At 53.5% G+C, this 15,558-nt stretch carries 12 protein-coding genes; 4 read left to right on the plus strand and 8 right to left on the minus strand.

What is annotated here, in order from left to right; all coding sequences use genetic code 11:
- The 4 genes from FJT57_RS16715 to FJT57_RS13460 all read right to left on the minus strand — a co-directional run.
- Positions 1–528, minus strand: a 528-nt coding sequence (locus FJT57_RS16715; protein ID WP_203229187.1) for an ATP-binding cassette domain-containing protein, incomplete at its 3' end; no start/stop codon positions are given.
- A gap of 24 nt (positions 529–552) precedes the next feature.
- Complete coding sequence (locus FJT57_RS13450) at positions 553–1,479, minus strand: ABC transporter permease (protein ID WP_144906071.1); 927 nt, start codon at positions 1,477–1,479, stop codon at positions 553–555.
- 152 nt (positions 1,480–1,631) lie between these two features.
- The gene (locus FJT57_RS13455; RefSeq protein ID WP_144906073.1) at positions 1,632–3,458 is read right to left on the minus strand and encodes an ABC transporter substrate-binding protein; all 1,827 of its coding nucleotides are present in this window, start codon (positions 3,456–3,458) and stop codon (positions 1,632–1,634) included.
- Between the two features lie 146 nt (positions 3,459–3,604).
- Positions 3,605–4,558 carry an NAD(P)-dependent oxidoreductase gene (locus FJT57_RS13460; protein ID WP_144906075.1) on the minus strand — a complete coding sequence of 318 codons (954 nt, stop codon included), beginning with the start codon at positions 4,556–4,558 and terminating at the stop codon, positions 3,605–3,607.
- 182 nt (positions 4,559–4,740) lie between these two features.
- Between FJT57_RS13460 and FJT57_RS13465 the strand changes: the two genes are divergently transcribed.
- From FJT57_RS13465 to FJT57_RS13480, 4 genes are all read left to right on the plus strand, one after another.
- Positions 4,741–5,667, plus strand: a complete 927-nt coding sequence (locus FJT57_RS13465; protein ID WP_144906077.1) for an ABC transporter permease — start codon at positions 4,741–4,743, stop codon at positions 5,665–5,667.
- Between the two features lie 5 nt (positions 5,668–5,672).
- Positions 5,673–6,701, plus strand: coding sequence for an ABC transporter ATP-binding protein (locus FJT57_RS13470; RefSeq protein WP_144906080.1), 1,029 nt, complete (start codon positions 5,673–5,675; stop codon positions 6,699–6,701).
- A complete protein-coding gene (locus FJT57_RS13475) occupies positions 6,698–7,756 on the plus strand; it encodes an ABC transporter ATP-binding protein (RefSeq protein WP_144906082.1) in 1,059 nt (352 codons plus the stop codon). Before FJT57_RS13470 ends, FJT57_RS13475 begins: the two co-directional genes overlap by 4 nt.
- Positions 7,757–7,835: 79 nt before the next feature.
- Positions 7,836–8,828, plus strand: a complete 993-nt coding sequence (locus FJT57_RS13480; protein WP_144906084.1) for an ABC transporter permease — start codon at positions 7,836–7,838, stop codon at positions 8,826–8,828.
- A gap of 447 nt (positions 8,829–9,275) precedes the next feature.
- On the opposite strand, the gene FJT57_RS13485 is transcribed toward FJT57_RS13480, so the two are convergent.
- The 4 genes from FJT57_RS13485 to FJT57_RS13500 form a co-directional block, all read right to left on the minus strand.
- The gene (locus FJT57_RS13485) at positions 9,276–11,120 is read right to left on the minus strand and encodes an ABC transporter substrate-binding protein (RefSeq protein ID WP_144906086.1); all 1,845 of its coding nucleotides are present in this window, start codon (positions 11,118–11,120) and stop codon (positions 9,276–9,278) included.
- Between the two features lie 154 nt (positions 11,121–11,274).
- Entirely contained in the window at positions 11,275–12,678 is a 1,404-nt protein-coding gene (locus FJT57_RS13490; protein ID WP_144906088.1) for an FAD-binding protein, read from the minus strand.
- Positions 12,679–12,769: 91 nt separating this feature from the next.
- A complete protein-coding gene (locus FJT57_RS13495; RefSeq protein WP_203229188.1) occupies positions 12,770–14,260 on the minus strand; it encodes an aldehyde dehydrogenase family protein in 1,491 nt (496 codons plus the stop codon).
- Between the two features lie 83 nt (positions 14,261–14,343).
- Positions 14,344–15,513, minus strand: coding sequence for an MFS transporter (locus FJT57_RS13500; protein WP_144906092.1), 1,170 nt, complete (start codon positions 15,511–15,513; stop codon positions 14,344–14,346).
- Between the last annotated feature and the right edge of the window lie 45 nt (positions 15,514–15,558).

Here is a 15,558-nt window from a genome sequence, read left to right on the forward strand (position 1 = left end):
AATGAGAGAAGGATCCAAGAAGAGTGCCAGTGCAATGATTGCACGCTGCTGCATCCCACCAGAGAATTCGTGGGGATAATCGTGAATTCGGTTTTCCTGAATGCCGACAATCTCGAACATCTCCTTAAATTGATCGAGTGCCTCAGATTCGCTCATATCGGAGTGAGTGTTTGCGATCTCCAAGGCCTGCTTGCTGATCTTCTTTAGCGGATCGAGCGAATCCATCGAACTCTGCGGCACGTAGGAGATCTCCTTCCATCGGATGTTTTCGTTCAGGTACTGTTGGGATTTATTTTGCAGCTCCTCACCGTTGTATCTAATTGACCCTGCGCTAACGCGCCCGTTATCGTCCAGGATGCCTAACAGAGACTTTGCAACAGTTGACTTTCCGCACCCTGATTCACCCGCAAGTCCGAAGTATTCCCCCACATCTACAGCGAAGGAAGCGTCTGAGACAGCCGTGACGGCCCCGTTTTTGGTCTGATATTCGATCGTGAGGTCCTCGATTTCGAGTAGTGGCTCGCTCATTGTTTTGTGTAACTTATGTTTCTTTTATGCGGCCCCGTATGCCGCCGCGTCGCCATCGCCATCCCCGGCAACGTTTTCGTATCCTCGTCCGAGTGTATACAACGATAGTACTGTGAATGAGATCATCAGTCCGGGTGCGATCGCCCACGGCCAAGCCGTGGTGAGCCGACCCGAATTGTACGCGTTTCTAATCATAATCCCCCAAGAGGGGACCGTCGGATCTGAGACGCCCAAGAACGCGAGTCCTGCTTGGAGGATAATCGTGTATCCAGCACCCAACGCAAAGAACAGAAACGCCATCGGTAATACGTTCGGCAGTACGTGCTTGACGATAATGTATGGTGTACTTGCTCCCGCCGCCTTCGCGGAGAGGATAAACGGCTGTTCACGTATCTGTAACGCCTGCGATCGGATAACCCTCGCACTCCCTCGCCAAAGCACTAGGCCGATCACAAGGATGGATTGAAAGAATCCCACTCCAAGAATAGCGACGAGAACCAACGCGAACGGGATGACTGGCACTGCATACACCACGTCGGTAATTCGCATAAGCACGTCATCAGATCTACCACCAACGTACCCCGAAGTCAGTCCCATAAACGAACCGATTGCGATGATCATCCCGCCACCCAGCAGACCGGTGATCGCTGTCGGCCTCGCACCCGCGACTAATCGAGTCAGAACGTCGTATCCCGAGTCGGTAGTTCCAAGCGGGTGTGTAAGCGATGGTTCAGCAAGGCGAAGAAGCCCCCCATCTTCACCGCGTATCCGCTCGTCGTGGTCGTAGGGCATAATTGTCGGGCCGAAAAGCGCTAGGATCAGCAACGTTAACAGAAAGAGCATCGCGAGTTTCGTCGAACGCTCTCCGAGGGCTTTCCGGAAATCGGAATCCCCCAGTGCACCGCTGACATCAACCCTCGTTATTTTTCCCAATCCTGACCTGACATCCATAGGAACCGGTAAACGCAGAAGTGGTATAAAGTTTTATTATATACACGCCATTCGCCCCGTGTGATGACTCACACTCCTAGTGAGTGAGTCAGAACCAACGGTTTCTGGAGCGGCAAGCGACAGGCTGAGGAGAGGGTTGCGACGGAAGACGACTATTCAAACGTCATCTCGCCGTCACCGTTGATACAGCTGAAGTTCTCGGAAGTGGGTTCCTCGCCTGCTGGCCAGAGCGGGGAGGTGTCTGCATCTGCAGGATACCGTAGGACGCCATCGTTATCCCAGCCCCAACCAGCGTCTTCGAGCCGTTGCCGCGCGCCCTCGATGTCACCAGTGACATCGTCGGTCATCTGATAGAGCATATCTTCCGGTGGACGCGATGGGTGTGATGGAAGGAATACAACCGAATGCAGCGTCTGCTCGGGTTCTGCCCCACCGTTCGCCGCCAGCTCATTCATGAGGGATCGATCCAAGGATTGACCAACAGCCGCACGGAATTCACGGAATTTGACCGGAGCTATCGGATGCTGCGGAGCGAGATAGTGAGGCCACATTGAGGAGTTTATCACTGTCTCACCCGCGTCGAATTCCTCTTCGACTCGTTGGGCGGCACCGGCAGAGATACTGCTCACGATTTCGAGTTCACCTGCGAGGAATGCTTCCATCACTGCGGATTCCTCAGTATAGGACACGTAATCGACGCCGTGACTCGGGTTGTGTACCGGATGTTCGTCCTCACGCGGATCCATCGAGAGGAACTCACCTTGCGTCCATTCCGTCACTTCAAACGGACCTGAGTTCACGAACGGGGGCGTGAACGTCTCTGGATCCTCCTCTGCGCCTGCTTCAGTCCATGCTGACTCGCTCACGATTCCCCAGCGGGGGAACTTCGTTGGAACGAAGGCCGGACGGGGGGATCCAAACTGGAACGTGAGCGAGCGCTCGTCATTGACCTCGATCGTGTACTCCTCAGGTGGTTCGGCATACGGGTATACTCCGACGTTCGACCAGATGTGTTCGAAGGTGTATTTGACGTCGTTTGCCGTGACGGGATCTCCATTGCTGAACGTCGTCTCTCTGAGTTGAACGTCGATCTGTTGGGAATCCTCGGAAACTTGCCAGTCGTCTGCGAGGACCGGGGTTAACTCGAAGTTTTCATCGAATTCTGCGAGCGGCGAATGCAGATATGTATTGAGGCGTGCGAGTGCTGGTCCTGCGGATTGCTTGTAGTAATTCTTTAGTCTGAGGAGGGATGGATTGCCATTCACGGCAATTCGGTCTCCCTGCGTCGGAGTCGACTTGATTAACGGATATGGTGCCGTATCATGGATTCCTGTTGTTCCGAGACCACCGATATCCACTCGTTCGGAGTTGTACGCACCCCGCAGGATATCGGGAAGAACTGGAATGAGCCCAACGTCTTCACTCATCACCGAATGGGCTTGGTTGACGAGGTCTCGTCTCTCGTCAGGAGACGTGGCTGAACCTTGGGCCATCGCCAATTCTGAATACTCGCAGTTAGCGTAGTTTGCGAGGTTTGATTGGCCGTCTCCACCGGCCCAATCGATCGCCCAGCGGCGGGTCATCTGATGAGGATCTAACCGCATTGGGTTCATCCCCGAAGAGAAAAACGAGAAGTGCGAATTGCGCTGATCTTCAATAACGTTCTCGATCATCGTTCCGGCCGCAACCGGCCGGACATCCACGGAGACACCAAGAAGCTCTTCGAGGTTCTCGGTTATCACAGGGGCCATTGACTCTTGGTATGATGTCCAAGCAATATTCGCGTAGTACTCCACAGTGACCGGTTCGGGGACACGTTCACCGAGATTCTGCCCGCCCCCACCGTCACCGCTACCTCCGTCTCCGGAGCCATCGCCGGAACTGTTTCCACCGCACCCGGCGAGCCCAGCCATTGCGAGGGCACCGATTGATCCTAACACTTTTCGTCGTGGTATGGTATCTCGTCGCCTGTCAGCCATACCCCTACCAATATGATAAGACGGTATAAACCTTTACATAAATTTGTTAATATTAGGCGTTACCCCACAGACTGGGCGTCTTCACCCCCGAGCGGTCCATATCTACCCTGCTAGCGTCGGATCGAGAAAGGAGCCTCTTGGGATTTTCAGGGGCCACTACTGAGAATCGGATCCTCGGCTGCGTTGACCTCGATTTTCTCTTCGACTTCCAAGGCCTCATCGAGATACTGCTCGAAAACTTTGATTACTGCAGGTGCATTCTCTTTTGCGTACCCACTGGCCGCGGCCGCAGTATACAGTTGAAGTATCGACGTCATCACGTGCATTGGGAAATCAACGTCCTCTGCAGCCCGTAGAGCGTATCTGAGGTCTTTTTGTGTGTATTCGACGGGAAAACCGGGCTCAAAATCCCGATTAAGCGCCGATGGCATCAACACGCGAAATGCTACCGAACTCCCGGCCCCGAATTTTAGTGTATCGAATAGATCACGCACATCGAGCCCCTGCGCTGCTCCCAACGAAAGTGCCTCCAGCGCAAGAACGGTGTTTCCGAGCGAAATACAGTTGTTTACGAGCTTCGTTGTTTTCCCAGCACCGCTTTCGCCCATGTACTGTGTATGCCTAGCAATTGAACTAAAAACGGCTTGGACGTTATCATCATCGAATGCGCTTTTCGGGCCACCTACTGGCAGGAGTACTGTGCCATTCCTTGCATTATCTGGGCCTCCGAAAAATGGGGCATCGAGCAGATCGATCCCGTGGGTTCGGAGGTCGGCGGCAAGTTCCCGCGTTGATTCCGGCGGAACAGTGCTCTGTTCGATGCAGATGAGGTCCTCGTGTGCTCCGTGGACAACTCCGTCATCCCCGAGATAAGCCGCTTCGACGATTTCCGGATAACTCAGTGCACTAAGGAGGATATCCACCTCTGAAGCGAGTTCCGCGTTTGATTCGGCAATCCGCCCACCGTGCGCTTCAAACTCTGCAAGGGCATCGTCTTGAATGTCGAAACCGATTACATCGAATCCCTCATCGACAAGATGGTATGCGATGCCTCCTCCCATTCTTCCTAGCCCGATCTGCCCAACGGTAACTGATGCCATACAAATCGGTAAGGTGATCGCCTACAAATAGCTACTGATAGATACTGCGAAAGTGATCGATGGAGAAGGCTGTAGCCTGCCACACTGGTCTCCGAAAAAGAGGTTTTCCGCCTAGCAAAAGTGGCAGTATATCAAGGTAAAACCTATATGTAGGGGTTTCCTCATTGGGATTCAGAGGAAGAATGGTTAAGAATAACCTCAGTCTGATGGATAATCGATTTGCCAACAATTACGTGGTGCGTAATGTAGTTGGATCTCTGAGACTTATGCTGGAAGACAAAGCGACAATGGTGTATTTCAGCTATCTCGTTTTTGTCTTGTTTCTCGGTGCGTTCGGACCAATGCTCGCGCCTTACCCATACGATGAAACACTCTACGTGAATGGGGAAATACTCCGTTCGGCGCCACCGTCTCTCGCCCATCCACTGGGGACGAACAACATCGGGCAGGATATCTTTTCTAGGCTCCTTTACGGAGCTCGGCCGACAATGATCACCGGTCTGCTCGGCGGATCAATGATTATTAGCATTGGAATGACCGTCGGTGTTACTGCCGGGTACGTCGGTGGCCGCGTCGACAATACGCTGATGCGAATTACTGATGTTGTGTACGGTGTCCCCCTCATCCCATTCGCGATCGTCCTCGTCTCGCTTTTCGGAATCGGATTTGTCCAATCAATCGTAGTGATCGGACTATTACTCTGGCGGGGGAATGCTCGAGTTCTCAGATCACAAGTGCTACAGATACGCGAGCGGCCCTTCATTCTAGCCAGCAAGGCGGCCGGTGCGAGTAGGACCAGAATCGTCTTCAAACACGTGTTACCAAATATTGCGCCGATGGCGGTGCTGTTTTTCTCGCTCGGTATCGGATTCAGCATCTTGATCCAAGCAACGCTCGCGTTCCTGGGGGTTACCAGTCCGTTTATTCCATCCTGGGGCGTTATGGTTCGAAGTGCATACAACTCGGGATTGATGTCACAAGCTTGGTGGTGGTCGCTCCCGCCCGGATTGATGATCGCATTTACCGTACTTGCAACGTTTATGTTCGGTCGTAGCTACGAGAACATCGCTGGACAGGGTAACGAAGAAGCGTTCGTACAGGCTGGATAATCACAATGACTACACCACTACTTGAAGCCGAAAACCTCACAGTCCAGTACGAAACAGCGAACGGGATGTTGACCGCTGTTTCCGATGCCTCGTTTACGATTAACACCAGCGAGTATTTCGGGCTCGTCGGCGAATCTGGATGCGGAAAGAGCACGATAACCAAGGCAGCATTAGGGGGCCTTGATGATAACGGACGGATTACGGCCGGAAAGATCCGTTACAAGGGTGAAGAGATACAGGATTACACCGAGAAGGAATTCAATGAGAAGCTCCGGTGGAAAGAGATCTCGTGGATCCCGCAGGGGTCGATGAACAGTTTGGACCCCCTACAGCGAATCAGCGAACAGGCGGCAATGATCGCGAGAGTCCACACAGATCTCAGCAAAGATGAGGCGGTTGAACGCCTCCGTGAGATGTTCGATATCGTTGGCCTTCCGAAGGAACGGGTGACGGACTACCCGCACCAATTCTCCGGCGGGATGCAACAGCGTGCGGTCATTGCACTCGCTCTGTTTCTTCGACCCTCCCTCCTGATCGCCGATGAACCGACGACTGCCCTTGACGTCATTATGCAGGATCAGGTGTTCAAATATCTCAACGAGATCAAACAGGACGGGGAGATTGGAATGCTCCTCATCACCCACGATATCAGTCTTGTTTTCGAATCTTGCGACCGGATGTCGGTGATGCACGCAGGACAGATATCCGAAACCGGCACTGTCGAAACCATCTACGAGGAACCTCACCACCCCTATACGATCCTCCTCAAGGAGGCTTTTCCCGATCTCCGTTATCCGGATCGCGAACTCGGTATCATCGAAGGGAACCCTCCGCAGAATATGGGGGAGGTCGACTACTGCACGTTCGTCGACCGCTGCCCGTGGGCAGTCCCCGAGTGTCAGGAACAAGCGCCCTCACTGGAACCTGTTGGCGGAGACGAAGATCATCCGGTGTCTTGTTTCAGGCGAGAAGAAGTCCTCGAGGAGTACCGCGCTGAAAACGAAACTGTGGCGCAGACTGGGGGTGACCAATGACGGAGAACGCGGGGCCGGTCCTCGAGACGCAGAACCTCGAGAAGTACTTCGATCAAAGCACAAGCATAATTGATACGCTCCTGCGCAGGGAGAACGAGAAGGTACAGGCAGTCGACGGGGTGTCGATTGCGCTTGACAGTAACGAGTCTCAGGGTGTCATCGGCGAGAGCGGATGTGGCAAAACGACCCTCCTCAAGACGCTGATGGGGCTCTACCAACCGACAAATGGAAAGATTCTATTCAAGGGCAATGATACGGCCGAATTCGGCCGAAAAGACTGGAAGGAGTTCCGCCGCAACGTTCAGATCATTTTCCAGGATCCCTTCGATTCACTCGACCCGAAGCTGACCATTCGAGAAACGCTCGAAGAGCCACTCAAGATACACAACATCTCAAACGTTGACGAGCGTATCGTCGATATCCTCGAACAAGTGGAGCTCAACCCACCGGAAAAGTATCTCGATCGGTTCCCCCGACAGATGAGTGGCGGAGAACTCCAGCGTGTCTCAATCGCCCGTGCGCTTATTTTGGAGCCAGAAGTTATCCTTGCGGACGAGCCGGTCTCAATGCTCGACGTCTCGACTCAGGCATCGATTTTGAATTTGCTTTCGGAGTTAGTCGATGAACTGGACGTGTCGATGTTCTACATTTCTCACGACCTTTCGACGGTATCGTACGTCTGTGACCGGATTAACGTGATGTACCTTGGACGGATCGTTGAATCTGCACCCACCAGTGAGTTGTTAGAAGATCCACAACACCCGTACTCCCAAGCATTGATCGATGCAGTTCCGATTCCGGACCCGAAGTACAACCGTGGCTACACAACGCTAGAAGGCGATGTACAGAACCCCGTCGGAATCGGAGACGGGTGTCGGTTTCGAGATCGATGTCCCGATCGAATGGACGTCTGTGAGCAGACGCCCAAGTTCATCGACGTCGAATCGGATGATGACCGGAAGGTGGCTTGCCACCTGTATTATGATCATCCACAGCATACGGAAACAGCGCATACAGACGAGGAGCAACAGGAACCGGAGGTGTCCGCACAATGATGTTACAACCGACTAGTAAACCCGCCGATTGCGGGGTTCGTACAGTGCTTAATCAGAACCATTCGCTGGGTGATCACCGATGAGCCGCGTTCGTTACGTCGCTTTCAGGTCCGTACAGACGGTCGTCTTACTGTTCTTGATCCTGACGTTCTTGTTTTTCTTCTTCAGGATGCTCCCCGGTTCCTACGCAGATCTGATGGCGTTTCAAGGCGCAAACGAGGCGACCGTTGAAGCAATGCAAGAAAAATGGGGGTTGAACGACCCGCTGTACGTCCAGTATTTCCGATATGTCACTAACCTCCTGACAGGTGACGCTGGATCGTCACTCCAGTTCCGAATCCCCGTTTGGGACTTCGTGAAGATGAAAATCTTCAACTCACTTCTCCTTGTTGGCCCCGCGATCACGGTTGGCTACATCTTCGGTACCTTGATCGGTGGATTCCTCGGGAACAGACGGGGATCAAAGGAAGAGAAATATGGTCTGATCCCGCTCATCCTGACCGGATCATTCCCATCGTTCGTCACAGCAATTATGTTTATCATCGTGTTCGCGGGATGGCTAAACTTGGTGCCGACGTCCGGAATGTTCGGCTTTTCCAACCCGTACAACAGCAGCGAATTCGCGTGGTGGCGGCCCTACTTAACCAAAGACTTCGCAATCCACTACGCGCTGCCGTTCCTGACGATCGTGGCCAGATATACCTACCTACCGGCACTCGTTATGCGAACCAACGTCGTTGAGGTCCTTGGGCAGGACTTCTTCTACTATCACAGGATGACTGGTCTTCCTGGAGAACAGCAACTCAAACGGCTGATGAACCACGCAATCCTCCCAGTCGTCACGCTGTACCCGATCTCGATGACGCGAGCCATCGGAGGTCTCGTCGTGATCGAAATGGTCTTCAACTGGCCAGGAATTGGCTACGCACTCGTACAGGCTGTGTTCGCCCGTGACTTCCCGGTGGTACAATTCGTTTTCTTCTTAGTCGCAACCTTCGTCGTCGTCGGGAACTTCGCGGTCGATATCCTGTACGGCTACATCGACCCACGAGTCTCAGTCGATAACAACTAACCCAACCTATTTTTCTCAGTTGGTGACTTGCTTGCGGGGAAACTCCTGTTTCGATATTCGAGGTGGGTAAACCCGCCAGTAGTGACATCAGGAAAAGCTACACTTCCACCACTTGCTGTGGACTCAATTCGGAACAGGTCGCTCAGAAAAGCACACGACGACACGAGGATTTCTACACTACCGTATTCGATATCACGAAACCCAACTGGGAAGCGGCAGACGAATACTGATCAGTTCACACACAGAGAAGGAAGAGAATTAGAATTGTAGTTAGGTGTCATACGCGGAGAAAAATGGAAGGGGTAATCATCGGCCAATGATTGGATCGCGACTCCGTGAAACAAGAACTAACAGAGAATCAGCGGAATTCCACGGAGTGAACACGTCACGCAGAGTCAGCAGCTCGAGTAAACGGTTATACGATGCGAAACTGGGTCTGGAGATCAGCTAGGAGGGAGTGTAGTCCGAATTGTAATCGTTTTCCCCAGTCACACACGCGAAATCCTCAGGGGATGGCGTCTCACCTTGCGGCCAGAGTGCATCAAGATCAGCATCCGGTGGGTAGTGGAGCCGACCTTGGTCGTCCCACCCCCAACCTGCCTCTGAGAGGTGCTGGCGTGCCAGTTCCTCGTCTCCCGTCGGGTCATCAGTCATTTGTGTTAGCCTGTCCTCTGGTGGTCGCCACGGATGAATCTCGGTGAACGGACACGAGTAGAGTTCCACATTTGAATCGCCCCGCCAACCCAGTTCATTCGCTTGCTGCCGGTCGATTGCAGCGCCGATAGCGGCCCGGAACTCCTGGAACTTCGTCGGGCCCCAGTTGGCCTGCGGGTACACAGCGTAATTGGCGATGCCGCCAGCAATGACAACATCTCCGGCATCTCCCATTTCGTCTCGCACCCGCTGTGCGGTACCCGTCGAGAGCCGCGCAGCCATATCAATCTCACCAGCTAGGAATGCTTGGATGATCGTTTGGGTGTCCTGATACACCTGAAGGTACAGATCGTGGTCCGGGCTGTATACTGGGTGGGAATCAGCTGGAGTAAGTTGCATACTCGAACCAATCGTGATATTCGACACCTCGAACGGTCCCGACCCGATAATCGGATCAAATTCGAATCCGTCCGGATCATCCATCGCTGGCTCCCAGGTGTCCTTATGGAGAATTCCCCAGCGCGCGAAGACATTGCCCTCTAGCGGTGGGTACGGCTCCTCGAGGTTAAACTGGACCGTTTGATCGTCGACAACCTCTATCGATTCGTACGGCGGCGACGATGCGTACGGGTAGTTGGTGGCATTCTCGGACATAAGCTGGAACGTGAACTGTACGTCCTCGGCAGTAATCGGATCGCCGTTGTGGAAGGTACCACCGTCAATGAGCTCTACCGTTACTTGCCTACCCTCATTGGATGTTTGGATGCTGTCTGCCAGCACGTTCTGAAGTTCGTAGTTCTCGTCGTAGGAAACGAGCGGCGAGTGAACGAGACGCGTCCATATTCCCGGTACGTAATCGATCGTTGGGAAGTTTGTTGTCTGGACCGTCACTGATGATATATTGTACACGATCTGGTTATCATCAATGGGCTCGGAGTTGATGAGCGCGAGCGGGTTCTGGTCGAGAACTCCGGCATCACCAATACTCCCGGGGTTGACTTGCTCAGTGTTGACTGCACCGTATGCGAGATAACTGAACACGGGAACGCCAGCCATCTCTTCGCTCCAGATCTCCATCGCGCTGTTCACGTGCTCTCTGCGTGTCTCGTCGTCCGGTGCCTGCCCTTGCTGGACAGCGTGATACGTGTACTCACAGTTTGCCCAGTTCGGCGTGTTGGACTGTCCATTCGCACCTGCATAATCAGCCGAAAACCGACGCGTCAACCCCTGCGGATCGAGTCGGGAGAGATTGTTAGTGTGCGCCCAGAGCGTCAGGGAAGCTGTTCGTTCGTCGTGCAGGAAATTTTCGACGTTCGTAGCCCATTCGGTGGGGACTAGTTCGACCTCCACTCCCATTCGGTCTTGCATATTGCTTTGAACGATTGGACAGACGCGCTCTAGCATACTTGAGGTTCCCCCAAGATTGGACCAGAACTCGAACTGCTGTGTAGCGACCCGCTCGCCAAGTTCGCCCCCGCCTGAGTCGCCTCCCCCGCTGTCGCTGTCATCGCCCCCGTCACTAGACCCACTATTTCCGCCACAGCCTGCGAGTCCTGCAATTGACGTCGTTCCTAGAACTTGCAAGGCCCTCCGTCGGCTGATAGTACCCCCTGTAATCTGTGGTGATTCTTCACTCATAGATTCGGCCCTACCAAAAATCTGCAAGTATAAATAAGTTGTTGTAACACGTCACCAACAGAATATTTTCGGACAAATAGTAGGGACTTTTGGACAGGTATTTAGATACTATCTCCGGTGCAAACCAACAGAGGAGATGCAGTCAGTAACGAGCCTATGACGTTCCAGCAGGAGGCTGCTCTCCTTGTTTGGCTTTGGCACGCTTCGCAGCGTGTTTACCTGCAGTTCGACCAGTAGCGAGACCGAGAGAGAGCCCAAGGTGGTAATAGCTGTGATCTTCAGAACGACCGACTTCGATCCCAGCGGCGTACAGACCCGGAATCGGTTCGATGCTAATCTGGGTCATATCCGTCGGAACGTACTCCAGTCCGGTTGTCGATCGCTGCTGTGAGACTACCTCTGCATTATGATTAATGTCGAGTCCACCGCGGATGTACACGATAGTTGGTTGAACCGCGATCGCATAGAACGGTGGTTCATCGATCGCATACCGGTTATCCTCCCTTGGTGGTCGAAGCCGCTCGTCGCTCTCGCCGCGGACGGCTGCGTTGAACGTCCTGATCGTCTCCACCGCTTGATAGCCATCCGCGCCGAGTTCATCGAGTCCGTTCCCTAACTCCTCAAGCGTCTCAGCCTCGACGACGGGCGCACCTGCATCTCGTGCGCCCTCAACGAGTGTTCCGATTTTGGGGCTGAAGGCCATTTGATCCGTATGGGACTCGTAGATATCGTGATCTAAGACGAGATACCCGTCTTCCTCGACGTTGTTGAGGAACTGTGAGACGAGACCGGTTGATCCGCTCACGGCTTTCGACTCGTCGGTGAATCGGATACCGTCGGCGTTGAGAATAACCGTTTGGTCCCGGTATACGGTACTTGTGTCTCGACGGTTGTCGTCTGTGATCTGAGCAGGCGGCGCTGGTCGAACCCCGCCCAGCGCGTTCGAGAGCCCTCGCGTGGTCTTCGCACCGATGTTTCGTGCTGCGATGAAGCCCTCTCCCGTTGACCACGGGTGGCGGCCATTCCAGATATTTGAGTGCGGAAAATACTGTTCGATGAGATCCGCGTTTCCACTGAACCCGCCGGTCGCCAAGATTACGCTGGCTGCATTAATCTCGAATTTTCCATTCTCGTTGTGGGCAACCACACCAGAGATTTCATCCTCGTCGTCAAGTTTCAGTCGCTTGAACGCCGTCTCCCTGTGGATCTCGCCGCCGTTCTCCTCGATTAACGCTGCCATCTCGTCGATGAACTGTAACGTATCTATCCGACCGATCCGTTCGGCATCGTCAGTCAACCACCGATCATCGGGATCATTGACGGAGATTCCATGATCTCTTAGCCATTCGATTCCCGTTTCGACCGGCTCAAACACGTCAATCGCTGGATCTTTGTTCTTCTCTACGGCGAACGTGCCGCCAGTTACTGGGAGTGTCCCCCCTAGTGTGGGAGCTTTTTCGAGCAAAACCACGTTTTCGCTGTACTCTAACGATCGAAGGGTCGACACGAGCCCAGCAATACCTCCGCCGACAACGACTACGTCCGCATCGAAGTCCATACGTCAGGATAAAATGTGGGAAATATTAAGCGCTTTGGGTTACTGGGGACGACGATAAACTGTCTCGACGAATCTACGGCTAATAGCGCACTTAGCGTAGTTGGAACGGGTTCGCTACTTCACCAGTCTGGTCAATGTAGATGCACTTCTCTTGTCGATATTCATCTAGCCCTTCCTTTCCACCTTCTCGTCCGAGTCCGCTATCTTTGAAGCCGCCGATCGGCGCACGAGTCGCACCCGTACGGTATTCATTTATCCAGACTGTTCCAGCATCGATTTGATTCGCCACGCGCTGTGCTTGTCGCATATCTTCGGTCCAGACGCCAGCGGCGAGTCCGTACCGCGTGTCGTTTGCGATTTCAATTGCCTCCTCTTCATCGGAAAACTGAATAACGGCTGCGACAGGCCCGAATATTTCGTCTCTGGCGATCGTCATCTCGTTGTCTACATCGACAAAGATGGTTGGCTCGATGAAACAGTCGCCCGGGAGATCATCCGGTCGGTCGCCACCGTACGCGATTGTCGCTCCCTCGGACGTTCCGATGTCGATGTACTTCCGCACTTTTTCCCACTGTTTGTCGAAGGCGATCGGCCCCATCTCTGTTTCAGGCTCTCGCGGGTCGCCGAGACGGATCTGCGACGCTCGATCGACAAACCTGTCGACGAACTCATCGTAAATCTCCTCGTGCACCAACACTCTCGAACCCGCAACACACGTTTGGCCGGTCGCAGCGAAGATACCCTTAACCGCCCCAGTTACGGCGTTCTCGAGTTCAGCACTGGGGAACATAATGTTCGGGCTCTTCCCTCCGAGTTCGAGCGTCACTGGACTCAGGTTACGACCGGCGCTCTCTGCGATACTCCGCCCGGTCGAGGAACTTCCAGTGAACGCCAGTTTATCTACATCCTCATTGTCGACGAGCGCCGCACCGGTGTCTCCGTGTCCGGTGACGACGTTGTACACTCCCTTTGGGAGATTCGTTTCTTCAGTGATGATCTCAGCCATCCGAAGTGCGCTCACCGGTGTCTGTTCGCTCGGCTTGTGAACAAATGTGTTCCCCGCTGCTAGTGCGGCACCGAGCTTTCCGACTGTTAATAGGAGCGGGGAGTTCCAGGGCGTAATTGCACCAACGACTCCGTAGGGTTCGTGAACAACGTAGTTGAACATTCCCTCATCCTTGGTGTTGACCGGGATGACCTCACCACGGTCAGAATCGATGAGACTTGCGTAGTGACGGAGTGTACCACCGAATCCAGAGGCCTGACCCTGCATCTCGCGGATCAGTTTACCGTTTTGTCTCGTTTCGAGTTCGCCGAGTTCTTCGGCGTGATCGTCGAGCGCGTCCGCGATCGAATGCAGGTAGTCGTATCGCTCTGAAATGGTCGTTCGTCTCCACTCTCGGAAGGCTTTTTTCGCGGCGTTGACCGCTTGATCAACGTCTTCTTTGGTTCCGTGCGGTACGGATCCCCAGATCTCTCCGTTATAGGGGAATTCGACGTCTATCCGCGTATCTCCGGTCGATTCGACGAACTCGCCATTAATAAAATGCTGGTAGTGCTCAGATTGTTCACGTAGGGCCATACGCAAATGAAACATCTCACTCATAATAAATCATTATCCCTGTAAACCGTTTGACCCGAGGCGATTCTGCTGAGATCCTTGGCTCACAACCCTAGCTGGAGCCATCGATTTACCGCAATAGACGCCATACTCATTACACATAATGCTGCAAGCAAACCAAATGCAACGGTCCAACCGAACGATTCCGCGAGGATACCGACCGTAACCGATCCAAGCGATCCCAGAATCATATATACGGTTCTGACGAGACCGAACTCGGTACCACGGTCTCCGTCCGTCATTCGGTCGAGAAAACGGGTCTGAACTACGATAACGAGACATGTTCCAAACGCGAGCAGTGTAACACCGAGAAGAGGAGCCAAACTGAAGGGTGTCAAAATCACAGCGATGCCGACGACCACCAGTAGCAGACACCCCGCGATTGTCAGATCCTGTCCGAAGCGATCCGAGACTGATCCGATAGTAACGCTACCAAGCGCGGAGCCCAGGAAGAAGAGCGAGAAAAGGGCTCCAGAAGCCGTTGCGCTGTAGCCGTGGTACTGGACGAGAAACACGGGGAGAAATGAAATCAGCCCTTGATTATAAAATTCGCCCACGACTGCGATGCCGATCGAGAAAGATATCGGCGGTTGTCGGATTAACTCGGTGACGATATCCAGATTAACGCTGTCAGTAAACGATTGTGTTGGGTTCGTGGGCGCGGTTGGTCCGACCTTCGAATAAAATAGTACGAACACCGGGAGCGATACCGCTACTGTAGATATAACCGCCAGCCGCCATCCGTATCGGACTCCAATCCACGTTATAAGCACAGGTACAACGAGACCGGCAAATGGAGCCCCGAAAGCATGAATCCCTATGACTCTGCCATCTCTGTCGAACTTCCTCGTCAGAAACGTCGTTGCTGCGGCGTACTCCAAACCGGCGAATCCACCGAGAAGAATACATCCTACAAAAAATAGCTCAAATACGGGTGTGAGGCCTAACAACACGCTCATAACACAAACTCCACCGAGAGATAACAGGATAACTTTCTTTTCTCCGTGCTGTTCACCGAGGACCCCACTAGGATACTGTGTCAGGGCATATGCAAGCCACATCCCCGTCAGTGCTACCCCAATTAACGATTTGGAAATCTCGAACTCGTCGAGCACGAACGGTGTCAGCGGACTAACCGCTAATCGAGCGGCCATCGTGACAAAAAATGCGGACGTGCATAGAACGAGAATGTGATTCCTGTGATGACCGTTCATTGATGATTCAGTCGGAGACCTGGAATTGGGTGGTTTCGGAAGCCA

Source organism: Halobellus captivus (assembly GCF_007655485.1).
Lineage (GTDB): Archaea > Halobacteriota > Halobacteria > Halobacteriales > Haloferacaceae > Haloquadratum > Haloquadratum captivum.